Raw genomic sequence first — 22,560 nt, 5'->3', positions numbered from 1 at the left:
ACCACATCCCACCGCAGTGCCTGCCACAGGCCCTGCGGTTTTTTTATGCCCGCAGGGGCACAATAGCCCCATGCAAGACCTGTTCAGCCCCGCCGCCGACGACGACCAGCCGCCCTGGGAGCGCATTGCCATTGGCCGCCAGGCCTGCGTGCTGCGCGGCTTTGCGCTGCGCTGGGAGGATGACTTGCTGCGCCAGGTGCAGGCCATCGTGCAGCAGGCGCCGTTTCGGCATTTGCGCACCCCGGGCGGGCGCGATATGCAGGTGGCGATGAGCAACTGCGGCGCATTTGGCTGGTACAGCGACCAGCACGGCTACCGCTACAGCGCCACCGATCCCTTGAGCGGCCAGCCCTGGCCCGCCATGCCACCCGCCTTCGCAGCGCTGGCCGCGCAGGCGGCAGAAGCTGCCGAGCTGCCTCCGTTTGCGCCCAATGCCTGCCTGATCAACCGCTACAGCGTCGGCACCCGCCTGACCCTGCACCAGGACGAAGGTGACGCCCGCCACCCGATCGTGTCGGTGTCACTGGGCCTGCCCGCCATCTTTCTGTGGGGTGGCGATGCCCGCGCCGATGCCACGCAAAAGCTGCCACTGCAGCATGGCGATGTGGTGGTCTGGGGTGGCGTGGACCGCATGCGCTACCACGGGGTGATGCCGGTCAAGGATGGGACCAGCCCCACGGCGCATCCGCTGCTGGACGGGCAAAGAATCAACCTCACCTTCCGCCGCGCGAGCTAGGCCGCTGGCTCAGGGGCCGCACCACCCAGCTCCTGCGACAGGCAATCGATAAAGCTGCGCACCTTGGGGGCCAGGTAGCGCCGGCTGGTGTAGATCGCATACAGGGTCACCGTCAGCGCCTCCCACTGGGGCAGCACCCGCTGCAGCTGGCCGCTGCGCAGGTCGTCCTCCACCAACCAGGATGGCAACAAGCCCAGGCCCATGCCGGCGCGCACCGCATGCAGGCTGAGGTTGGAGTCATCGGACAGCAGGGCCGGCTGCAGATGCAGCGGCGCGCTGCGGCCACCGGGCTGGCTTAGCTGCATGGGGCTGAGCGACACATAGCTGGGCAGCACCGCAGGGTGCTGGGCCAGGTCGGCAGGTTGCTGGGGCGGGCCGGCCTGCTGCAAGTAGGCAGGGCTGGCCACCAGGTAGAAAGGCACCTGGCACAGCGGGCGGGCAATCAGATGCGGCGCGGGGTCGGACGAGGCGCGCAAGGCCATGTCATAGCCGGCGGTGGCCAGGTCGATCTTTTGGTTGTCCAGGTGGATGTCGACCAGCACCTGCGGGTAGCGGGCGCGGTAGCGCGCCAGGATGCGCGCCATCTGCGGCGTGGCACACCAGACCGGCGCGCTGATCTTGAGCTGGCCACTGGGGGCCTGGTTATGCTGGCCGATCTCCTGGGCGGCAGCGTCCAGCATCTCCAGCGCCAGGCTGCTTTGCGCATACCAGCGCTGGCCCGCCTCGGTCAGGCTGATATGGCGGCTGCTGCGGTTGAGCAGGCGCGCGCCCAGGCGCTGCTCCAGCTGGGCCACATGCTTGCTGACCATCGGGGCCGAAATGCCCAGGCGTTCAGCAGCCTGGGCAAAGCTGCCGTTGTCCACCACCGCCTGGAACACCTGCATGCTGGTGAGCTGGTCCATAGTTTCTTAATAGGAAATCAACCGCTGCATTCTAGCTACTTGGTTTCCTTTTAGGCAGCTACTACATTGGAGACAAGGAGTTTTCCATATGACCACGACCACCCACACCGCCCCCGCCAGCACCAACATCACCACCAGCGGCAGCCGCCTGCCCGTCTACTTTATCTCGCACGGCGGCGGCCCCTGGCCCTGGATGCCCGAGATGCATGACTACTACGCGCAGCTCGCAGCCTCACTGGCCGATATGCCGCGCCAGATCGGCCGCACACCGCGCGCAATCCTGATGGTGTCGGCCCACTGGGAGGCCGATACTTTTACCGTGCAGTCCACGCCCCAGCCCGGCATGATTTATGACTACGGCGGTTTTCCGGCCCATACCTACCAGGTCCACTACCGCTCGCCAGGTTCGCCTGAACTGGCCGGGCGTGTGGCGGGCCTGTTGGCCCAGGCCGGCATTGCAGTGCAGCAGGACGCCCAGCGCGGCTATGACCACGGCATGTTCTCGCCCATGGCCGCGATCTACCCCGAGGCCCATGTGCCGGTGGTGCAGCTGTCGCTGCGCCGGGGCCTGGACCCGGCAGAGCACCTGGCGCTGGGCCGGGCGCTGGCCGCCTTGCGCGATGAGGATGTGCTGATCATCGGCAGCGGCTTGTCGTACCACAACCTGCGTGCCTTTGGACCGCAGGCCCGCGTGCCCTCCAAAGCCTTTGACGACTGGCTGGCCGAGACCATGCTGCAGCTGGACAGCGCCAGCCGCAGCCAGCGCCTGCTGGACTGGGAAGACGCGCCCGCCGCACGCATCGCCCATCCGCGTGAAGAGCATCTGCTGCCGCTGATGGTCGCGGTCGGCGCCGCCGAAGGCGACCGCGCCGTGCGTGTGTACCATGAAGACAACTTCATGGGTGGGCTGGCCGTATCCAGCTACCGGCTGGATGCCGCCTAAGCGCTGCTGATGGGCAGGCAGCTGCCGGCCTCTCCAAAAAAGTTGCATTACACAACCAAAAAGTTGTATATTGCAACCAAACACTGGAGAGACGCATGGCAGCCGCTACCGACACCCCCTTGGTCAACGACATCCGCAGCGCCTCGCGCACCATGGTGCGGGAGCTGGGCTTTATGGCCAACACCTTGGCGGCGACGCCCTATTCGGCCTCAGCCGTCCATGCGCTGCTGGAAATCGATGCGCATGGCCAGGTCACCGCCGCCCAGTTGGCAGAGTATCTGGGGCTGGACAAATCCAGCGTCAGCCGCATGCTGGCCAAGCTCATCGCCAACGGTGAGCTGCAAGAAGAGCCCTGCGCAGACGATGCCCGCGCCAAGCAGCTGCAGCTGTCAGCGCAAGGCCAACGCACGGTCGCAGGCATCCATGCATACGGCCAAACACAGGTGCGCAGTGCGCTGGCGCAACTCAACCCCTCGCTGCAGCAGTCCGTGGCGCAGGGCTTAATGGCCTATGCCCAGGCCTTGCAGGCGCACCGGCTGGGCAGCGCGGCGGGCCAGGGCAGCGCTGCCACCTCGGCCACGAGCAGTATCCAGATTCACAGCGGCTACCGGCCCGGCGTTATCGGCCGCGTGGCCGAGATGCATGCCGTGTTCTATGCCCGGCACTGGGGCTTTGGCGCTTTCTTTGAAAGCAAGGTGGCCTCGGGCCTTGCCGAATTCAGCGGCCGCCTGGGCGAGCCTTGCAACCAGATCTGGACGGCGGTGCACAACGAGCGCATCGTCGGCTCGGTCGCGATTGACGGACAGGACCTGGGCAACAACCAGGCGCATCTGCGCTGGTTCATTCTGGATGACGGCTGCCGCGGCGGCGGCATCGGCCGCCAGCTGCTGACGCAGGCCCTCGCCTTTTGCGACCAGCGCGGCTTTGCCAGCACCGAGCTCTGGACCTTCCAGGGACTGGATGCGGCACGCAAGCTCTACGAATCGCTGGGCTTTGCGCTGGTGCATGAAGAGGCCGGCCAGCAATGGGGCTCGACCGTGGTCGAGCAGCAGTTCAGCCGCCGCCGGCACGGCGCCTAGGTGGGCGATGCAGGCGCGCCAGCCAGCGCTGTGGGCAGCGGCCACCACCGGCATGCTGGTGGGCGCGGCCATGGTCTCCACCAGCGCGCTATCGCCCGCTGCCTCGCCAGCCAGCCTGGCGTTTTTGCGCTATGCCATCGGGCTGGCGATCCTGGCCGGCCCTGCACTGCTTGCCACCTGGCCGCGCTACCGCGCCCGCGATGCGCTGGCGATCGCCTTGCTGGGCGTCGCGCAGTTTGCGCTGCTGGTCCTGCTGCTCAACCATGCACTGGCGCGCCTGCCCGCCTCCACCTGCGCGCTGGTGTTTGCCACCATGCCGCTCTTTACCTGGTGCCTGGCGGCGCTATCGGGGCGCGAGCCTTTGAGCCGCCGCAGGCTAGCGGGCCTGGCACTGGCCGTCTGCGGCGTCGCCGTGCTGCTGCTTGGCAGTGCGCGCGCTGCCAGCGGCGTGGGTGGCGCAGGCAGCCTGGGCCTGCTGGGCGGCAGCGGCATGGCGGCCTTGCTCGCCGCCACCCTGGTGGGTGCGGCCACCAGCATTCTCTACGGCCCCTATATGCGGCGCTACCCGGCGCTGCCCACCAGCGGCCTGGCGATGGCCGCATCGGTGCTGTTTCTGGCGCTGTACTGCAGCTGGCAAGGCCAGCCGCTGTGGCCGGTGTTTTCTGCCACGCAGTGGGGCCATATGGTCTTTATCGGGCTGTCGAGCGGCCTGGGTTACTTTTGCCTGCTGTGGGCGCTGGGCCGGCTGCAGGCATCGCTGGTGATTGCCTTCCAGGCGCTGGGCCCTGTCACCGCGGCATTGCTGGAGCTGGCCTTGCACCAGCGCCTGCCATCACCTGCGCTGCTGGCCGCCATCGCGCTGGTGCTGGCCGGTCTTGTCATCAGCACCCGGGCGCCCGCAGACTAGGCCCAGCTTGCCCCAGTGCCGGACTGCGGCACCGCCAGTGTTTGTAGAATGCGGCCTCCAGCCCCTGGATATACACCATGAACCGCTGCACCACACCCCACACATCCCACCACCACCGCCTGCGACGCGCCACGCGCGCCAGCCTCGCCGCATTTGCCCTGGCACTGGGCGGCATCAGTGCCCTGCCCAGCCTGGCCCAGACCGCCACCTTTGCCCCATTCCAGGGCCCCGTCCGCGCCTTTCCGCCCCAGGCCCTGCGTGGCTACCTGGTGGTCACCAGCCCGACCGAAGCCACGATCGACAACCAGGCGCTGCTGCTGGCACCGGCCTTCAAGCTCTACAACCCGCAAAACACGACGGTGCGCCCCAACACCGTGCTGGGCCAGAAGCTGACGGTGAACTATGTGATCGAGAAAACCAGCGGCCGCGTGCATGCCGCCTGGATCTTGAACAGCGACGAAGCCGCCCTCAAACGCGACCGCGCCGACAACGGCTTCTGGAGCGGACTCTTTAAATAAAGCGCATTGGCGCCGCCGCTTGGGCTGACCGCCCCGGTCAAACCCGGCCGGGCGACCTGCGTATCCCCCTTAGGCAGCAGTGCGCCCGCCTGGCGCCTGGCTTTCTGCCGTATTTCGGTATTCCTTCAGGCCTGCTACCGCAGCCCCTGGGCCCCCACGAGATTTGCACCATGTCCAAAAAAGTATTTATCAAAACCTTCGGCTGCCAGATGAACGAGTACGACTCGGACAAGATGGCCGATGTGCTGGGCGCTGCCCAGGGCTATGAACCCACACAGGACATGGACGAGGCCGACCTGATCCTGTTCAACACCTGCTCGGTGCGAGAGAAGGCGCAGGAGAAGGTGTTCTCGGACCTGGGCCGCATCAAGCACCTGAAGGAAAAGGGCGTGCTGATTGGCGTGGGCGGCTGCGTGGCCAGCCAGGAAGGCGCCGAGATCATCAAGCGCGCGCCCTATGTCGATGTGGTGTTTGGCCCCCAGACCCTGCACCGCCTGCCCGAGCTGCTCAATGCCCGCGCGGCCAAGGCCAAGCCGCAGGTCGATATCTCCTTCCCCGAGATCGAGAAGTTCGACCACCTGCCACCCGCACGGGTTGAAGGTGCATCGGCCTTTGTGTCGATCATGGAAGGCTGCTCCAAGTACTGCAGCTACTGCGTCGTGCCCTACACCCGGGGGGAAGAGGTAAGCCGCCCGTTTGAGGACGTGCTGGTCGAGGTCGCAGGCCTGGCCGCGCAAGGCGTCAAGGAAATCACCTTGCTGGGCCAGAACGTGAATGCCTACCTGGGCAAGATGGGCGACACGGCCGAGATCGCCGACTTCGCGCTGCTGCTCGAATATGTGGCCGAGATCCCCGGCATCGAGCGCATCCGCTACACAACCAGCCACCCCAATGAGTTCACGCCGCGCCTGATCGAGGCCTATGCCAAGATCCCCAAGCTGGTCTCGCACCTGCACCTGCCGGTGCAGCACGGCAGCGACAAGATCCTGATGGCGATGAAGCGCGGCTACACCGCTATGGAATACAAGAGCACAGTGCGCAAGCTGCGCGCCATCCGCCCCGATCTGGCGATGAGCAGCGACTTCATCGTGGGCTTCCCCGGCGAGACCGAAGAGGACTTCCAGAAGATGATGAAGCTCATTGGCGATGTGCGCTTTGACAACTCGTTCAGCTTTATCTTCAGCCCGCGCCCTGGCACCCCCGCTGCCAACCTGCCCGATGACACGCCTTACGAGGTCAAACTGCGCCGCCTGCAGGAGCTGCAAGCCGTCATCAACCACAACATCAAGACCATCAGCGAAGAGCGCCTGGGCACCGTGCAGCGCCTGCTGGTGGAAGGCAAGTCCAAGCGCGACAACGGCGAGCTGATGGGCCGCACCGAGTGCAACCGCGTGGTCAACTTCCCCGGCCAGGAGCGCCTGATTGGCCAGATGGTTGATGTGCGCATCACCGAGACCATGACCTATACGCTGCGCGGTGAAGTGCTGATCACCCATTGAGATCCATTGCTGGCAGGCCGAGGCCGCGCTGGTCAGGCGCAGCAAACACGGTGAAAATAGCCTTCTGCCCTGCTTTTGTGGCCCGCAAAGGCCCCACCTGCCTTGGGGCCCGTTAGCATGCAGGGGGCGCATGAGGGATGCGCTATTACTAGAAAGGCATCATCACCATGGCATCCGTGTCCGACCCGTCCACCGCACTGCGCAGCGAGGCGCTTGACGCCTTTCTGGACCATGTTGATGCGCTGTTCAACACCGAGGACGAGACACAGGAATGGCCTGCCCGCCAGGCCGCAGCCGCCCAGCAGCTCGCATCGCGCGCGCTGGAGCCCGAAGACCTGGACCAGCTGCGCCGCGTCTACCGGCTGTGGAGCATGGCCGGCCAGCCCGCCCAGGCCCTTGCCGCCGTGCAGCAGCACCAGGCCCGCCTGCTGCAGGAGCTGAGCGCTGGCGCCCAGCGCGATGCCGCCGTCACGATGGCCATGCTGCAGGCCGATGCTGCCGAGGATGTGCCCGACCTCCCCCCCGAACAGTACCGCGCCGTGATCGCGCAGGCGATGGCGGCCGTGGACCAGGCCGGCGACCTGGGTGACCCCGACCGTGCCTGGCGCCACTTGGCCCGCCATGCCCACCAGGCCCAGGCGCTGGACCTGCAAGAGCAGATCTGCCGCAAGCAGCACCAGTACAAAAGCCAGCAGGCCGACCGCGCCCACTTGCGCGCCTGGGACGATGCAATGCTGGCCACGCGCCTGGGCCGCATCGAAGTGGCCAAGGGCAACAGTGCTGCGGCCCGCGACCTGGGCCACTACGCACTGCAAAAGCTCCAGCGCGCCGAAGCGGGCCAGGACATCGACACCGATGACTGGCTGCTGCTGGGCGAGGACATCATTGCGCTGGCCCCGGATGCGCTGGCCCAGCACAGCGAGCTGACGCTGGCGAGCCTGCCCAGCACCGCCTCGCCCGCCGCCTGGCGCGATACGCGCGCCCAGCTCGCGCGCCTGGCCGCTGGCAGCCTGCACCAGCAAGGCGCGCTGGATGCCGCCATCAGCAAAGGCCAGGAAGGCCGCTTTGCGCTGGTGCGCGACAGCGACGACCGCAGCAGCGCCTTGCTGATCGACTGGCTGGTGCAGGCAGCGCGCCTGCCCGAGGCCGCCCACATGTGCTTTGAGAGCACCTTGCACAGCCGCCCCGGATCGCGCGAAGCGGCCTGCCGCCAGGCGCTGGCCCATCTGGGCGAATCGGATGGCGCGCCGTACTGGGCGCTGACCCTGATGGCCGCCGCGCAGGACGAGGACCTCGCTGAGTTTCTGCCCGCCGACATGGATGCCGAGCAGGCCTTTGCGCACTACAGCGCCATCGTGCAGCAGCAGTCGCTCAACCACCCGATGTGGCGCCTGCTGCAGGGTAACCATCTGTTCGAGCAGCAGGACTATGCGCAGGCCTTGCCGCTCCTGGAAACCCTGGCCGAGCGCCCCCAGTACGCCAATGGCGAGCTGGCCTACCGTTTGTTTGTCTGCCGCGCCCGCGTGGCGGGCCTGGCCAGCGCGCTGCAGTCGCCCTATATCCGCTGCGACAGCGGCAGCTGGTGCTATGCGATGGGCGTGCAACTGGACGACGACGAGGCGCTGATGCAAGCCATTGGCGGCGAGGGCGAAGAGCTGCCCGCCGACTGGCCCTACGACGAGCTGCTGCGCTGGATCAAGCACTACTACGAGACCGGCCAGGCCCGCTTCGAGCACTGGTTTGCCACCGGCCAGGGCAGCTACAAGGATGGCAACCTGCACGACTACTCAATGCTGTGCAACAACCTGGCCATCAAGTACCGCTACAACGACGACAACTACGACGGCGCGCTGGCCCTGCATGCCAAAGGCATTGCGACCAGCCCCTTTGCCGAGCACTACAACGGCATCGTCTCGACCCATATCGACAGCGACAACTACGCACAGCTCATCGGTGCCGCTGAGCAGCTGTGGCACTACAGCCAGGACCATGGCTACAGCCGCCACAGCCCCTGCGACTACTTCCCCAAGGTGGCCTACGCGCTCTACCAGCAAGACCGCAATGTGGAAAACAGCATCTGGCTGGAGCGCCTGGACGAGTGGTGGAGCCAGCTCGATGAGGACGAGCAGCGCAGCGAGCGCTATGACTATCTGCGCAGCCTGCTCAACCAGCTCGACTACTACTCGGCTACCCATGGCGCCGAGGTGCTGCCGCGCCTGCAAGCGCTGCTGCCTGAGCTGGAACAGCGCCAGAACCCCTACCTGCTGCGCCGCGCGGGCGACGCGATGCAGACCTCGGGCACGGACCAGCAGGCCTTGCAAATCTACCAGCAGGCGCTGGCCTGCGCGCCTGCCGATGACGCGGCCGAGCGCGAGAAGCTGCAGACCACGATCGACAAGCTCCATGCCCAGCTGATCACCGCAGCGCCTGGCGCGGGCGGCGGCAAACCCTGGTGGAAGTTCTGGTAAGCCCATCCATGCGCTCAAGCACGGTGTACCTGGCGCGCAATGTGGTCAACGCGCCCGAGCTCAAGGCCCGCATCGCCGCGCGCAGCCGCGAGCGCGGCGACACGCCCGAGATTGCGGCCTGGCTGCAGAACCATTTCTACCGCTACCTGGTGGGCAATCTTCAGTCGCCGCCCGAGGCCGTACAGGCCATCGCCACCACCGAAGCGCTGCAGCAGCGCTATGCCGCTGGCGCACCGGCCTGGGCGCTGGCCTTGCTGGCGCGCAAACCCGGCCCCGAGGCAGCGCAGGCCGATTCGGCGCTGTGGTGGATCAGCCCTGCCCATGACAGCGTGCTGGCGCTGGAGCGCCAGCTGCTGGAATTTTTGCAGTCGCGCCAGGGCACCTCGCTGGAAGGCAAGCTCGCCCGCATCAACTGCCCGCAGGCCTTGGAGCGCTGGGCGCAGGAGCACCAGGCTTTCGAGGCCCAGCAACTGGCCGGTTGGCGCCAGCACCAGCCCCATGCGGTGCAGACGGTTTGGCAAGGCAGCCAGGGCGCATTTGTCGAACTGCTGCCCGGCAGCGGCGTGCTGCGCGAAGAGATGGCCTACGAGAGCCAGATGATGCGCCACTGCCTGGGCCAGTTTGCCAACCGCCGCCAGCTCAGCGGCGGCTATGGCGAGCACTATGCCGAGGGCTGCGAGCAAGGCCGCATGCGCATCTTCAGCTACCGCACCGGCCAGGGCCAGCCGCGCATCACCATCAATGCCTGGCTGCAGCCCGATGGGCGCCTGCGCATCGACCAGATCAAGGGCAAGCAAAACCGCCCGCCGGTGGACCGCTACCGCGCTGACGTCATTGCCTTTTTGAACCAGCTGAACACCAGCGAAGACACGCCCGACGATGCACTGGGCATGCGCCTGCTGCGCACCACCGGTGCCCAGGCGGGCTGGCATGCGGTGGAGAGCTTGCACAGCGAGGCTGAGCATTTGCAGCTGTGGCAGCGCCAGCCCAGGCTGCTGGCCCATGTGCCCCAGGCCTCACCGCTGGTGCAATGGCTGGCCGCCGCACATGACAGCAGCCTGCTGGCTGGCCAGCAGCTGCCGCCTGCGCTGGCCTACAGCCTGGCGCAGGCGGGCAAGATGCCCGCCAACATGCCACCGGGCATACAGCCGGAGGCACAGCGATGATCCAGATCCTGGTAGCAGCCATCGGGCTGTGGCTGGTGTGGCAATGCGTGCGGGCCTTTCGCCGGCAATGGGGCAGCCAGGCACCTGCGCCCTCGGGCCCGCTGGGCCACTACCGGCTCACACCCGAGCAGAACTGGGCGCTGGCGCTGGCCCACCCGATGGCCTTCCATGCGCTCAAGGATGGCTTTGCCGACAGCGCCATGCCCGCGCCCACCAGCAGCCTGGCGGCATCGCTGCGGCCCATGGCCTTGCATGCCTTTGGCCTGCGCACCGACCTGGACGATGCCAAGGTGCGACAGCAGCTGCCCGAGCGCATGCGCACGCGCTGGTGGTGCCTGGATGTGGAGCGCCTGCAGGCGGGGGACGACGCCCGCGCCGCGATGGCCTTTGCCTGCGTGCGCGCCAGCTTTTTTGTGCGTACCGCCGCCATGCTGGGCTGGATCAGCGCCGAGCAGCAGTGGCAGCTGCTGCAGCTCAATGCCGCGCGAGCCCGCGATTGCTTTGGCAGCTGGCAGGAGCTGGGCAGCGCCTATATCCAGGGCCGCGCCCAATGGGTGGCCAAGGGCCGCTCGGACGCGCTGGGCCGCAGTATCAGCGACGAGGAGTTGCAGCACTGGCTGCAGGATGCTTCGCACCCCTGGGGGGCATACGCCTGGCGTTGAGCGCGCCCCAGACCTTTTTTTGCGGCAATGGCCGCTTGTTTTATTCAGGCAATGAATATTCTCAAGCGTCAAATACCGTGCGGGCCTCGGTAAAGCGGCGCGAGAAATAGGGATTGGCCAGGCTCACCGTCTTGACCACGCCGCCGCTCGACGGCGCATGCACAAACTGCGCATTGCCCGCATAGATACCCATGTGCGAATAGCGCCCGCCCATGGTGTTGAAGAACACAAAATCGCCGCGCTGCAGGTCACGCCGGTCGATCTCGGCGCTCACCCCCGCCCACTGCGCCGTGGTGCGCGGCAAGCGGCGCGTGGTGATGCCCTGGATCGCGTACTGGATCAGGCCACTGCAGTCAAAGCCGCCTTCGGGTGTGTTGCCGCCATAGGTGTAGGGCGTGTTGACCACCAGCATGACCCGCGCATAAAGCGCCTCGCGCAGCTCACCGCTCAAGCCCAAGTTGACGGGCACCACGCCGCTGTCCACACGCGGTGACGTCGATGTACCGCCTGCCGTGCGCTGCCCGCCTTCTTGCCGCGCCGTGCGTGGCGGCGACGAGCCGCAACCTGCCAGCAGGGCCGATGCCGACAGCGCCCAGAGCAAAAAGGGACGGCGCGCAGCCGCGTCTTGGTGGTCCATGGTCTCCCCCTTGGATTCAGGCCGCAAGAAATTCATAAAGCATATTATTCACAATTTCATGCAAGTTTGTGAAATGTATTGGTATTTCTCGCGGAGATACGGCCTCTCTCGTATTTTTACCAATTTGTCAAACGTGCTGAATACCCGGAATGCCCAACTATTCTGCTTTCAGAGGGAGAAGACTACAATTTGTGTCGTAAGCATAGAAAACAAGCATCCTTCATTGAAAGGACACCCCATGGTGCAATTCTCCAGACGCCAGTTCATGAAAGTGACTGGTTCGACTCTGGCGGGTTCCAGCCTGGCAGTGATGGGCTTCTCGCCCGCCACTGCGCTTGCCGGAGTCCGTCAGTACAAGCTGGTCGGCAGCACAGTGACACGGCAAACCTGCACGTATTGCTCTGTTGGCTGCGGCATTTTGATGTACTCGCTGGGCGATGGCGGCAAGAACGCCAAACTCTCGGTGATCCACGTCGAAGGCGATCCCGACCATCCCGTCAACCGCGGCACGCTGTGCCCCAAGGGCGCATCGCTGCTGGACATCGTCCACAGCCCCAACCGCCTGCTCTACCCCGAATACCGCGCGCCCGGCTCCAACGAGTGGAAGCGCCTGTCCTGGGATGAGGCCCTGACCCGCATTACCAAGCTGCTCAAGGACGATCGCGACGCGAACTTCCTGGAGAAGACCGATGATGGCCTGACGGTGAACCGTTGGACCTCGACCGGCATGCTGGCCGCATCGGCTGCCAGCAACGAGGCCGGTTACATCACCTACAAAGTGGCCCGCTCTTGGGGCATGTTGGCGTTCGATAACCAAGCCCGTGTCTGACACGGCCCGACGGTGGCAGGTCTTGCCCCGACGTTTGGCCGTGGAGCGATGACGAACCATTGGGTCGACATCAAGAACGCGGACGTTATTTTGATCATGGGCGGCAATGCCGCTGAAGCCCACCCCTGCGGCTTCAAATGGGTGACCGAGGCGAAGGAGCACAACAAGGCTCACTTCATGGTGGTCGACCCGCGCTTTAACCGATCGGCTTCGGTGGCGGATTTCTACGCCCCTATCCGCTCCGGTTCGGACATTGTTTTCCTCGGCGGTGTGATCAACTACCTGCTGACGAATGACAAGATCCACCACGAGTACGTGCGCAACTACACCGACTTCACGTTCATCGTGCGGGAAGACTTTGCGTTCGACGAAGGCATCTTCTCGGGCTACAACCCCGAAAAGCGTACCTACGACAAGGCCAGCTGGGACTACGAGTTGGGCGAGGACGGCTACGTCAAGACCGACCCAAGCCTGCAGCACCCGCGTTGCGTCTACCAATGGCTCAAGCGCCATTACGCCAGCTATACGCCTGAGAAGGTCGAGAGCGTCTGCGGCACGCCCCAGGCCAAGTTCCTGCATGTCTGCGAGAAGCTCGCATCGACGGCAGAGGCTGGCCGTGCAGCGACCATCCTGTACGCCCTCGGCTGGACCCAGCACTCGATCGGCGCGCAGATCCTGCGCACCGGCGCCATGGTGCAGCTGCTCTTGGGCAATATCGGTGTCGCCGGTGGTGGCATGAACGCCTTGCGCGGTCACTCCAACATCCAGGGCCTGACCGACCTGGGCCTGCTGTCCAACGCACTGCCCGGCTACCTGACCTTGGCCAACCAGGGGGAGCAGGACTACCAGAAGTACATCGACGCGCGCACGCAAAAGCCTTTGCGTGCCAACCAGATGAGCTACTGGCAGAACTACCCCAAGTTCCATGTGAGCCTGATGAAGGCTTTCTGGGGACCGGCGGCGACCAAGGACAACAACTGGGCCTACGACTACCTGCCCAAGCTCGACAAGCAGTACGACATGCTGCAGATTTTCGAGCTGATGAACGAAGGCAAGGTCAACGGATACATCGCCCAGGGCTTCAACCCGCTGGCGGCGCTGTCCAACAAGAGCCGTGTGCGCGACGGGCTGGCCAAGCTCAAGTTCCTGGTGATCATGGACCCGCTGGCCACCGAGACCTCGGAGTTCTGGAAGAACTACGGCGAGTACAACGACATTGACACCGCATCGGTGCAGACCGAGGTCTTCCGCCTGCCCACCACCTGCTTTGCAGAAGAGGATGGCGCGGTCGTCAGTTCTTCGCGTGTGCTGCAGTGGCACTGGAAGGCTTCCGAGCCCCCAGGCGAGGCCAAGACCGATATCGCGATCATGTCGGCACTGCACCTGCGCATGAAGGCCGCCTACCAGCAGGACGGTGGCAAGTTCCCCGATCCGATCCAGAACCTGTGGTGGCCTTATGCACAGCCAGCGCACCCTTCGTCCGAAGAGATTGCCAAGGAGTACAACGGCCGCGCACTGACCGACCTGACAGCACCTGACGGCAAGGTCTTGCGCCCTGCCGGCCAGCAGCTGTCCGGTTTTGGCGAGCTGCGTGACGATGGCTCCACGATGAGTGGCTGCTGGATCTGGGCGGGCAGCTGGACCGAGGCGGGCAACCAGATGGGCCGCCGCGACAACAGCGACCCGACCGGTATTGGCAACACGCTGAACTGGGCCTGGGCCTGGCCGGCCAACCGCCGCGTGCTGTACAACCGCGCATCGGCGGATCTGGAAGGCAAGCCTTTCAACCCGAACCGGACCTTGGTCAAGTGGAATGGCTCGACCTGGGGCGGCGCGGACGTGCCCGACTACGGCCCGACCATCAAGCCCGAGACCGGCACCGGCCCGTTCATCATGAACCCTGAAGGGGTGGCGCGCTTCTTTGCCCGCAAGGGCATGAACGAAGGTCCGTTCCCGACGCATTACGAGGCATTCGACAACCCGCTGGGCTACAACCCGATGTACCCGAAGAACGACAAGGCGGTCAGCAACCCGGCCGCCCGCGTCTTCCCGGCCATCTGGGAGACCTTCGGCAAGGCGGACGAATTCCCGCATGTGGGCACGACCTACCGCCTGACGGAGCACTTCCACTACTGGACCAAGCACGCGCTGCTGAACTCCATCATCCAGCCCGAGCAGTTCGTCGAGATCGGCGAGGCGCTGGCCAAGGAGATCGGCATTGCGACGGGCGCCATGGTGAAGGTCAGCTCCAAGCGGGGCTACATCAAGGCCGCTGCGGTGGTGACCAAGCGCATCAAGCCGATGCAGATCGAAGGCAAGACGGTGCACCACGTGGGTATCCCTATCCACTGGGGCTTCAAGGGCCTGACCAAGCCTGGCTTCCTCGCCAACACCCTCACCCCGTTTGTGGGTGATGGCAACAGCAATACGCCAGAGTTCAAGACCTTCCTCGTGAAGGTTGAGAAGATCTAAGGAGCAGCGATGTCATCTCTTCAATCATTGGATATCAAGCGCCGCTCCGCCACCACCACCCCATCGCCCAGCGTGCGCAGCCCGCACGGCGGCGAGGTGGCCAAGCTGATCGATGTCTCCAAGTGCATCGGCTGCAAGGCCTGCCAGACCGCGTGCATGGAGTGGAACGATCTGCGTGACGATGTGGGCACGGCAGCGGCCGGGGTCTACGACAACCCGACCGACCTGACGGCCAACTCCTGGACGGTGATGCGGTTTTCCGAATACGAGAACGAAGCCACCGGCAACCTCGAATGGCTGATCCGCAAGGACGGCTGCATGCACTGCGAAGACCCGGGCTGCCTCAAGGCCTGCCCCTCTCCCGGTGCCATCCTGCAGTACACCAACGGCATCGTCGATTTCCAGGAGGAAAACTGCGTGGGCTGCGGCTACTGCGTGACCGGCTGCCCGTTCAACATTCCGCGCATCTCCAAGAAGGACCACAAGGCCTACAAGTGCACGCTGTGCTCGGACCGCGTGGCCGTGGGCCAGGAACCTGCCTGCGTCAAGACCTGCCCGACCGGCGCGATCATGTTTGGCACCAAGACCGCCATGCAAGAGCGGGCCGAGGAGCGCATTGTCGACTTGAAGGAGCGCGGCTTTGACAAGGCTGGCCTCTACGATCCGCAAGGCGTGGGCGGCACCCACGTGATGTATGTGCTGCACCATAACGACAAGCCCTCGCTCTACCACGGCCTGCCCGATGATCCATCGATCAGCCCCATGGTGAGCCTGTGGAAGGGTGTGGCCAAGCCACTGGCGCTGGCAGCGCTGGGCGTGGCCGCTGTCGGCAGCTTCTTCCACTACATCACCAAGGGCCCGATCGAAGTGCCCGAGGAGCTGGAAGAGGAAGAAGCCGCCAAGGCGCGCGCGGACAAGGGCGCCGACCACCACGAGGAGTCTGGACGATGAAAAGCAAGACCCGTGATCTCCAACGCTACACCGCTGGCGAACGCGTCAACCACTGGGTGGTCGCGATCAGCTTTGTGCTGCTGGCCTTGTCGGGCCTGGCGTTCTTCCACCCCTCGTTCTTCTTCATGACGAACCTGTTCGGTGGCGGACCCTGGACCCGTATCCTGCATCCTTACATCGGTCTGGTGATGACCGTCGGCTTTGTGCTGATGTTCTTCCGCTTCTGGCAGCTCAACATCATCCGCAAGAACGATGTGGAGTGGCTCAAGAATGTGCCCGCGCTGGTCAACGGCGAGCATGAGAAGATGCCACCGGTGGACAAGTACAACGGTGGCCAGAAGGTGCTGTTCTGGATGCTGGTGCTGTGCATGGCGGGCCTCCTGGTCACCGGCGTGCTGATGTGGCGCGCCTGGTGGAACCTGCCGGTGAACGTGGTGCGCGCTGCGGCGCTGCTGCATGCGCTGTCGGCCTTTGGCCTGATCGGTCTGATCATCGCCCACATCTACGCGGCCATCTGGACCCAGGGCACGATCCGCGCAATGACGCGCGGCACGGTGACCCGCGCCTGGGCGCGCTTTCACCATCCGCTGTGGTACCGCCGCATGACGGGCGATACGACGGACATGGACAAACCCGCCAGCCACAAGCACGGCGCCTGATGCGCCTTGCAGGCCTGCTCCGGCCCGCGGCCCTGTGCCGCAGCGGGCCAGGCTCTGCCCGCATCGCCCCCTGCCCTGCTCCCCAACGCCGATAGCCCCGCCAGGACTATCGGCGTTGATTTTTGAGAAAATCCCCGTATGCAACGCATTCTTCAACCCGGTGAGATCGAGTCGCTCGACCACACCAGTTTTCCACGCGTGCTGCTGCCCAACACCAGCAGTCTGTTTCTTGACCGAGCCCAGCGCATTCGCCAGCTGGCCGACGGCAACCCGATTGCGGACTACCTGCTGTTCATCGCCAAGCTGGTGGATGCCCAGCACAAAGCAGCCCAGGGCCTGCAGGTGGCTGCGCCCGATGCAGCGGCCATCGCCCAGGCCCAGCAGTACTCGTCGCCGCTCTTGCCCGCTGCTGACCACCTAGACCCCGTCTGGCACCAGGTGCTGGACGGCATGCTCGGCCAGCTGGCCAGTGCCGATGGCCTGCCCGAGGCCTTGCAGCCGCTGATTGGCGAGCTGCAGCGCTGCGGCACCGACGACCGCAATGCGCTGGCCAAGCGCCTGCTGACCAAGGAGCTGGCCGCGCGCGATGTGGGCCTGGCGCCCTTTGTGATGGCTGCGCTGCAAGTGGTGTTTGCCACCCGCGCCAGCCAGCTGCGCCTGGCCGACATCCCCTTTACCGACCCGGCCACCATCTGCCCGGTCTGCGCTACCGAGCCCGTTGCCGGCGTGGTGCGCATTGGCGGCAAGATGGCCGGCCACCGCTACCTGCACTGCGGCTGCTGCGCCACCGAATGGCATATGGTGCGCGTCAAATGCAGCCACTGCGAATCGACCAAGGGCGTGCGCTACCAGGGTCTGGAAGGCGGCAAGGATGTGGTGCTGGCAGAGACCTGTACCGAATGCGGCAGCTACCGCAAGCTGGTCAACCAGGAAAAAGACCCGCTGGCCGAGCCGCTGGCCGATGACCTGGCCAGCCTGATGCTGGACCTCTTGATGAGCGAGCAGACCTCGTTCTCGCGCGCCAGCGGCAACCCGCTGCTGTTTGTGGCCGTGGCCGAGCCGCAGGCGGCCGATGCCGACGGCAGCGTGCCCGATCTGCACTGAGCGCGTGCCGAGCACCTGAACGTTTTGGCACCATGCCATACTGGACGATGGCGCTGCTGCCGCAGCCCATCGTTTTTTTATTTCTGCCCCTGTTTGAGCTGGTTTGCCCATGAACGCACCGACCCACCTGCCCTCTGTTGACAAGCTGCTGCAGCACCCGCGCACCGCTGCGCTGTTGGACAGCTATGGCAAGGCCCAGTGCACGCAGGCCATCCGCGCCGCACTGGGCGAGGCGCGCAGCCGCTGGCTGGCAGCGGCGGGCAGCAACGCAGAAGGTGCCGATGCCTTGCTGGACGCTGCCGAGCAAAAGCTGCAGCAGCTGTTTGCGCCGCGCCTCAAGGCCGTCTACAACCTGACCGGCACGGTGCTGCACACCAACCTGGGCCGCGCGCTGCTGCCGCAAGAGGCTATTGACGCCGTGGTGCAGGCGCTGGCGACCCCCAGCAATCTGGAATACGACCTGGCCGACGGCGGCCGGGGCGACCGCGATGACCTGGTCGAAGACCTGGTCTGCCGCCTGACCGGCGCCGAAGCGGCCACCATCGTCAACAACAATGCGGCTGCCGTACTGCTGGTGCTGTCCACCTTGGCACGCGACAAGGAAGTGGTGGTCTCGCGCGGTGAGCTGGTCGAGATCGGCGGCGCCTTCCGCATCCCCGATGTGATGACGCGCGCCGGCGCCCGCTTGGTCGAGGTGGGCACCACCAACCGCACCCATGAGAGGGACTACGAAGCCGCGCTGGGCGAGCACAGCGCTGCGCTGATGAAAGTGCATTGCAGCAACTATGCGATCAGCGGCTTTACCAAGTCGGTGACCGAGGCCGATGTGGCCCGCATCGCCCATGCGCGCCAGCTGCCCTTGATCGTGGACCTGGGCAGCGGCACCCTGGTCGATATGCGCGACTGGGGCCTGCCCTATGAGGTGACCGTGCGTGAGACCATCGAGGCTGGCGCCGATGTCGTGACCTTCAGCGGCGACAAGCTGCTGGGCGGCCCGCAGGCCGGCATCATTGTCGGCAGCAAGGCCTTGATCGCCCAGATCAAGAAGAACCCGCTCAAGCGTGCGCTGCGCGTGGGCAAGCTCACCCTGGCCGCGCTTGAACCTACGTTGCGCCTCTACCTGCACCCCGAGAAACTGGCCGAGCGCCTGACCACCTTGCGCCTCTTCACCCGTCCGGCTGCCGCCATGGAGCAGCAGGCGATCGCGCTGCAGGCACCACTGCAAAGCCTGCTGGGGCCGGACTATTTGGTGGAGCATGCCGCCATGACCAGCCAGATCGGCAGCGGTGCATTGCCCGTCGAGAGCCTTCCCAGCCATGGCCTGGTCGTGCGCCCCCAAGAGCGCAAGCGCGCCGGGCGCCTGTTGCAGCAGCTCGAGGCCGCGCTGCGCCAGCTGCCGCGCCCGGTGATCGGCCGGCTGCGCGACGATGCGCTCTGGCTGGATCTGCGCTGCCTCGAAGCCGCTGACCAGGCCGCCTTTGCCGCCAACCTGCAGCAGCTGGCGCTGGGCAGCAGCGGCAAGGACGGCCAGGCATGATCATCGGCACTGCAGGCCATATCGACCATGGCAAGACCACCCTGGTGCGCGCGCTCACCGGCGTGGAGACCGACCGGCTGAAGGAAGAAAAGGCGCGCGGCATCTCGATCGAGCTGGGCTACGCCTACACCCCGCTGGCCAATGGCGATGTGCTGGGCATCATCGATGTGCCCGGCCATGAAAAATTTGTGCACACCATGGCCGCCGGGGCCGTGGGCATTGACCATGCCCTGCTGGTGGTGGCCGCCGATGACGGCGTGATGCCCCAGACGCTGGAGCATCTGGAGATTTTGCAGCTGCTGGGCATACGCCAGGGCACGGTGGCGCTCACCAAGGTCGACCGCGTGCCGCGCGCCCGCATCGATGAGGTGCGCGATGAGATCACCGCCATCCTGGCCCGCAGCAACCTGGCCGATGCGCCCATCTTTGAGACCGCAGCGGCGCTGCCCGATGACCCGGGCGTCTGGGCGCTGCGCCAGCACCTGCACCAGCAGGCCCAGGCCATGCCCCAGCGCGCCAACAGCGGGCTGTTCCGCCTGGCGGTGGACCGGGTCTTCAGCCTGCCCGGCCAGGGCACGGTGGTCACCGGCACCGTCTTCAATGGCCAGGTGGCCGTGGGCGACAGCCTCGTGCATTCGGCCAGCGGCGAGCCCGTACGTGTGCGCAGCATCCATGCGCAGAACCAGGCGAGCGAACACGGCCTGGCCGGCCAGCGCTGCGCACTGAACCTGGCGGGCATCGCCAAGGAGGCCATCACGCGCGGCGACTGGATCATGGACGCGCGCCTGCGCCAGACCACCCAGCGCATCGATGTGCGCCTGCACCTGCTCGCCGATGCAGCGCCGCTGGCGCAGTGGTCGGCCGTGCACCTGCACCTGGGCACCATGCGCTGCACCGGCCATATCGCCTTGCTGCAAGATGGCGACCTGGCCCCAGGCACCGAAGCACTGGCCCAGCTGGTGCTGGATGCCCCGGCGCTGGTGCTGCCCGGTGACCGCGTCATCGTGCGCAATGCCCAGGCCAACCGCACGATTGCCGGTGCCATGGTGCTCGACCCCTACGCCCCCGCCCGCAAGCGCCGCAGCGACAGCCGCATGGCCTACCTGGCTGCGCTGGCACACTGGATTGACACCGCCGACACCGGCCCGCTGCTGGCCGAGGCCCCGCTGGGCCTGGCCCGCTCACAGCTGGTACGGCTGACTGGCACGGCGACACCGGCCGTGGCCGAGACCTGCACCCACCTGCCGCTGCCCGATGGCGATGCGCTGCTGGTGGACAGCCAGGCCTGGCATACGTTGCAAGACCAGCTGCTGCAGGCGCTGCACCGCTTTCATGAAGTCGCCCCGGACGAGCCCGGCATCAACGCAGCCCGGCTGCGCCGCATGGCCCTGCCTGCGCTGCAGCATGGCCCCCACGATGCCCTCTACCACGGCCTGCTCGATGCGCTGATCGCCGCCGGCCAGATCGCCAGCAGCGGCGCCTGGCTGCACCTGCCCGGCCACCAGGTGCAGCTGAGCGAGGCCGAACAGGCCCTCGCCCAGCGCTTGATGCCCGCGATCACCGAAGGCCGCTTTGACCCGCCCTGGGTGCGCGACCTGGCCCGCGACCATGGCGCCGGGGAGGAGCTGGTGCGCCAGCTGCTCAAAAAGCTCTCGCGCCAGGGCCTCGTGTTCCAGGTGGTCAAGGACCTGTTCTATGCCGCCCCCTCCATGGATGCGCTGGCGGCACTCACCGCAGAGCTTGCCCAGCAGGCCGAGCGCGGCGAAGTGCAGGCCCATGCCTTCCGCGATGCCACGGCCCTGGGCCGCAAGCGCGCCATCCAGATCCTGGAGTTTTTTGACCGCGTAGGCTACACCCGCCGCGTGCGCGATACGCATGTGCTGCGCCCGGGTGTGCGCTGGCAGGCAGGCGCTACGTCCTAAGCCACCCAAGGGTCTGCGGCAGCGCCAGCCGCAGGCGCCACGCAGAGCCGCTACAATCGGCCATCTTGCCCAACACGCACGTGTTGCAGGGAAGGCAATCGTGCCCGGTGGCGCGGCCGGGCTTCAAACCCGGTGAGGGGTGTCAGCCACTCCTGGGTTGGTTCGACTCCAGCTGTCTTCCGCCATCTCGGTCTCTGTACAGGTGGTATGCGCTCAGTCAGGTAGCGCTCTTCTGAGCACTGCAGCGCATGGTTCCCAGTCCTGATGCTTGACCGGGAATGTCTCAAATCCAAGGCCAAGCTTTCTGGCTTCATGCACCTTAGGGACGCATTCCTCCGCAATAGTTAACCCACGGCTCCACCGTCAAAAGACGCCTTGCGTCTTATCCCCATCCGCACCCAACCCGCTTGGCGAGGGCTATGCAGAGGACCCTTTGCGAATGCGTTATCGCAGCTGTTGATTTTTGTAGAGTGGTTGAAGAACAGGCTGGGCAGGGACGGTGGGGTGCAACCAGTAGTTGATTTTTTGGCGGCAAAACATGTAGACCGGCCGCTCCACCCAGTGGTAATAGGCAGCTGACGCCAGTAGCAATGCAACGAGGACACCAACGACAATCCAAAGCTGCACCTGGCTATTCCAGCTGTGCCAAGGCAATAGCGTCAGCATCATGCTGAATGCCAGGATATGCAGCAAATAGATGGCGTAAGAATAATCACCAAATTTTGCCAGCGCCAGTGCGATCTGGCTTCGCGGAGAGGGCAGCTTCAACGCCATGCCTACGATCGCCATTGCGGCGCCGCCCATCAATACTGCGCGCTCAGGCCAATAGTGAAAATTGGCCAAACCATAGGGATAATCTTCAAAATGGGGCATGAAATAGACAATCAAGGCAATCCATGCTGCAGCCAGCAAGGCCCACAACTTCCATGATGCGCGCGAAGGACGTTGCAGGTACTGATAGAGGAAGTAGCCCATGAAAAATTCTGCCACAAGGGGAGCCATATAAAAGAGCTGAATCCAGTTTTGCTCGATGCCTCCATCTGCGGCAGAGCGATGCGCCAACAAGTAGAGGTTGAGCACAACGAGTGCCGCAAACAGAGTTTTAATAAAGCGCTGGCGATGCCATTTCGGAAACAACAAGACCAGCGACAAGACCACGTAGAAATACAGCTCAAACATCAGTGACCAGATGGCAATACTGACAAGGCCTGCAAGATCGGAAAAGTAGAGAAAAAAAGATGCTTGCAGCTGAATGTGGGGATCGAGTTGCTGCGTTAGTTTTAAGTAAATGACGTAGAGCAGCATGGCCGGCCACCAGCCTGTATAGATTCTTGAAAATCTAGCCAGCAAAAATGCAGTGGCAGTGCGTGGCCCATGGCCCATATTTTTGGTGGAATGCGCCATGATCACGCCACTGATGACGAAGAAAACATCCACACCCGCATAGCCAAAGTTGATGACAGCAGCCACCCAAGGTGTCACATCCGAAAAAATACCGAGTATTGCGCCATGAAAAACTACTACCCAGAGGGCTGCCATCAGCCGGAGTATTTGTATCTGTTTAATCAT

Annotated in this window: 18 protein-coding genes and 1 tRNA gene; 16 read left to right on the top strand and 3 right to left on the bottom strand. The window is 65.0% G+C overall.

Annotation, left to right across the window (positions count from 1 at the left end):
* Positions 1-70 precede the first annotated feature (70 nt).
* On the top strand, positions 71-736 hold the full coding sequence (gene alkB / locus WH367_RS03775; protein ID WP_339534332.1) for a DNA oxidative demethylase AlkB: 666 nt from the start codon (positions 71-73) through the stop codon (positions 734-736).
* Here alkB and WH367_RS03770 read toward each other — a convergent pair.
* Positions 733-1,638: a LysR family transcriptional regulator gene (locus WH367_RS03770; protein WP_339534331.1), complete on the bottom strand. Its 906-nt coding sequence runs from the start codon at positions 1,636-1,638 to the stop codon at positions 733-735. The two genes, alkB and WH367_RS03770, sit on opposite strands and share 4 nt — an antisense overlap.
* An 88-nt stretch (positions 1,639-1,726) precedes the next feature.
* On the opposite strand from WH367_RS03770, the gene WH367_RS03765 reads away from it, so the two are divergent.
* The 8 genes from WH367_RS03765 (at position 1,727) to WH367_RS03730 (ending at position 10,880) form a co-directional block, all read left to right on the top strand.
* Positions 1,727-2,581: a DODA-type extradiol aromatic ring-opening family dioxygenase gene (locus WH367_RS03765; RefSeq protein WP_339534330.1), complete on the top strand. Its 855-nt coding sequence runs from the start codon at positions 1,727-1,729 to the stop codon at positions 2,579-2,581.
* A 95-nt stretch (positions 2,582-2,676) separates the two neighbouring features.
* The gene (locus tag WH367_RS03760; RefSeq protein WP_339534328.1) at positions 2,677-3,660 is read left to right on the top strand and encodes a bifunctional helix-turn-helix transcriptional regulator/GNAT family N-acetyltransferase; all 984 of its coding nucleotides are present in this window, start codon (positions 2,677-2,679) and stop codon (positions 3,658-3,660) included.
* A 7-nt stretch (positions 3,661-3,667) separates the two neighbouring features.
* On the top strand, positions 3,668-4,567 hold the full coding sequence (locus WH367_RS03755) for a DMT family transporter (protein ID WP_339534326.1): 900 nt from the start codon (positions 3,668-3,670) through the stop codon (positions 4,565-4,567).
* Positions 4,568-4,644: 77 nt separating this feature from the next.
* Entirely contained in the window at positions 4,645-5,085 is a 441-nt protein-coding gene (locus WH367_RS03750) for a hypothetical protein (protein WP_339517300.1), read from the top strand.
* Positions 5,086-5,255: 170 nt separating this feature from the next.
* The gene (miaB, locus tag WH367_RS03745) at positions 5,256-6,584 is read left to right on the top strand and encodes a tRNA (N6-isopentenyl adenosine(37)-C2)-methylthiotransferase MiaB (RefSeq protein WP_312989610.1); all 1,329 of its coding nucleotides are present in this window, start codon (positions 5,256-5,258) and stop codon (positions 6,582-6,584) included.
* A 167-nt stretch (positions 6,585-6,751) separates the two neighbouring features.
* Positions 6,752-9,052: a hypothetical protein gene (locus WH367_RS03740; RefSeq protein WP_339534324.1), complete on the top strand. Its 2,301-nt coding sequence runs from the start codon at positions 6,752-6,754 to the stop codon at positions 9,050-9,052.
* An 8-nt stretch (positions 9,053-9,060) separates the two neighbouring features.
* Positions 9,061-10,218 (top strand): hypothetical protein, encoded by a 1,158-nt coding sequence (locus WH367_RS03735; protein WP_339534323.1) that lies wholly within the window; start codon positions 9,061-9,063, stop codon positions 10,216-10,218.
* Complete coding sequence (locus WH367_RS03730) at positions 10,215-10,880, top strand: DUF1266 domain-containing protein (RefSeq protein ID WP_339517297.1); 666 nt, start codon at positions 10,215-10,217, stop codon at positions 10,878-10,880. Before WH367_RS03735 ends, WH367_RS03730 begins: the two co-directional genes overlap by 4 nt.
* 61 nt (positions 10,881-10,941) lie before the next feature.
* Here the strand turns inward: WH367_RS03730 and WH367_RS03725 are convergent, their stop codons facing one another.
* Complete coding sequence (locus WH367_RS03725) at positions 10,942-11,517, bottom strand: C40 family peptidase (RefSeq protein ID WP_339534321.1); 576 nt, start codon at positions 11,515-11,517, stop codon at positions 10,942-10,944.
* 238 nt (positions 11,518-11,755) lie between these two features.
* Here WH367_RS03725 and fdnG point away from each other — a divergent pair, with 238 nt between their 5' ends.
* The 7 genes from fdnG (at position 11,756) to WH367_RS03690 (ending at position 21,176) form a co-directional block, all read left to right on the top strand.
* Complete coding sequence (gene fdnG, locus WH367_RS03720) at positions 11,756-14,818, top strand: formate dehydrogenase-N subunit alpha (protein ID WP_339534319.1); 3,063 nt, start codon at positions 11,756-11,758, stop codon at positions 14,816-14,818.
* A gap of 9 nt (positions 14,819-14,827) precedes the next feature.
* Positions 14,828-15,769 (top strand): formate dehydrogenase subunit beta, encoded by a 942-nt coding sequence (gene fdxH, locus WH367_RS03715; protein ID WP_021026451.1) that lies wholly within the window; start codon positions 14,828-14,830, stop codon positions 15,767-15,769.
* Positions 15,766-16,428, top strand: a complete 663-nt coding sequence (locus WH367_RS03710) for a formate dehydrogenase subunit gamma (RefSeq protein WP_312989602.1) — start codon at positions 15,766-15,768, stop codon at positions 16,426-16,428. The genes fdxH and WH367_RS03710 overlap by 4 nt, the downstream gene beginning before the upstream one ends.
* 138 nt (positions 16,429-16,566) lie before the next feature.
* The gene (gene fdhE, locus WH367_RS03705; protein WP_339534317.1) at positions 16,567-17,532 is read left to right on the top strand and encodes a formate dehydrogenase accessory protein FdhE; all 966 of its coding nucleotides are present in this window, start codon (positions 16,567-16,569) and stop codon (positions 17,530-17,532) included.
* A 109-nt stretch (positions 17,533-17,641) separates the two neighbouring features.
* Positions 17,642-19,069, top strand: coding sequence for an L-seryl-tRNA(Sec) selenium transferase (gene selA / locus WH367_RS03700; protein WP_339534315.1), 1,428 nt, complete (start codon positions 17,642-17,644; stop codon positions 19,067-19,069).
* Positions 19,066-20,991: a selenocysteine-specific translation elongation factor gene (gene selB, locus WH367_RS03695; protein WP_339534313.1), complete on the top strand. Its 1,926-nt coding sequence runs from the start codon at positions 19,066-19,068 to the stop codon at positions 20,989-20,991. Before selA ends, selB begins: the two co-directional genes overlap by 4 nt.
* An 89-nt stretch (positions 20,992-21,080) precedes the next feature.
* Positions 21,081-21,176 (top strand) — tRNA-Sec (locus WH367_RS03690).
* A 259-nt stretch (positions 21,177-21,435) separates the two neighbouring features.
* Here the strand turns inward: WH367_RS03690 and WH367_RS03685 are convergent.
* Positions 21,436-22,560 (bottom strand): acyltransferase family protein, encoded by a 1,125-nt coding sequence (locus WH367_RS03685; RefSeq protein WP_339534311.1) that lies wholly within the window; start codon positions 22,558-22,560, stop codon positions 21,436-21,438.

The sequence above is a fragment of the Comamonas sp. MYb21 genome (genome assembly GCF_037479395.1).
Lineage (GTDB): Bacteria > Pseudomonadota > Gammaproteobacteria > Burkholderiales > Burkholderiaceae_C > Comamonas.
The sequence above is the reverse complement of the archived record's forward strand: the minus strand, read 5'-3'. Positions and strand labels throughout refer to the sequence as shown.

Coding starts and splice junctions, on each gene's coding strand:
- alkB (WP_339534332.1), top strand. CDS start 71: ATGCAAGACCTGTTCAGCCCCGCCGCCGACGACGACCAGCCGCCCTGG.
- WH367_RS03770 (WP_339534331.1), bottom strand. CDS start 1,638: ATGGACCAGCTCACCAGCATGCAGGTGTTCCAGGCGGTGGTGGACAAC.
- WH367_RS03765 (WP_339534330.1), top strand. CDS start 1,727: ATGACCACGACCACCCACACCGCCCCCGCCAGCACCAACATCACCACC.
- WH367_RS03760 (WP_339534328.1), top strand. CDS start 2,677: ATGGCAGCCGCTACCGACACCCCCTTGGTCAACGACATCCGCAGCGCC.
- WH367_RS03755 (WP_339534326.1), top strand. CDS start 3,668: ATGCAGGCGCGCCAGCCAGCGCTGTGGGCAGCGGCCACCACCGGCATG.
- WH367_RS03750 (WP_339517300.1), top strand. CDS start 4,645: ATGAACCGCTGCACCACACCCCACACATCCCACCACCACCGCCTGCGA.
- miaB (WP_312989610.1), top strand. CDS start 5,256: ATGTCCAAAAAAGTATTTATCAAAACCTTCGGCTGCCAGATGAACGAG.
- WH367_RS03740 (WP_339534324.1), top strand. CDS start 6,752: ATGGCATCCGTGTCCGACCCGTCCACCGCACTGCGCAGCGAGGCGCTT.
- WH367_RS03735 (WP_339534323.1), top strand. CDS start 9,061: ATGCGCTCAAGCACGGTGTACCTGGCGCGCAATGTGGTCAACGCGCCC.
- WH367_RS03730 (WP_339517297.1), top strand. CDS start 10,215: ATGATCCAGATCCTGGTAGCAGCCATCGGGCTGTGGCTGGTGTGGCAA.
- WH367_RS03725 (WP_339534321.1), bottom strand. CDS start 11,517: ATGGACCACCAAGACGCGGCTGCGCGCCGTCCCTTTTTGCTCTGGGCG.
- fdxH (WP_021026451.1), top strand. CDS start 14,828: ATGTCATCTCTTCAATCATTGGATATCAAGCGCCGCTCCGCCACCACC.
- WH367_RS03710 (WP_312989602.1), top strand. CDS start 15,766: ATGAAAAGCAAGACCCGTGATCTCCAACGCTACACCGCTGGCGAACGC.
- fdhE (WP_339534317.1), top strand. CDS start 16,567: ATGCAACGCATTCTTCAACCCGGTGAGATCGAGTCGCTCGACCACACC.
- selA (WP_339534315.1), top strand. CDS start 17,642: ATGAACGCACCGACCCACCTGCCCTCTGTTGACAAGCTGCTGCAGCAC.
- selB (WP_339534313.1), top strand. CDS start 19,066: ATGATCATCGGCACTGCAGGCCATATCGACCATGGCAAGACCACCCTG.
- WH367_RS03685 (WP_339534311.1), bottom strand. CDS start 22,560: ATGATTAAACAGATACAAATACTCCGGCTGATGGCAGCCCTCTGGGTA.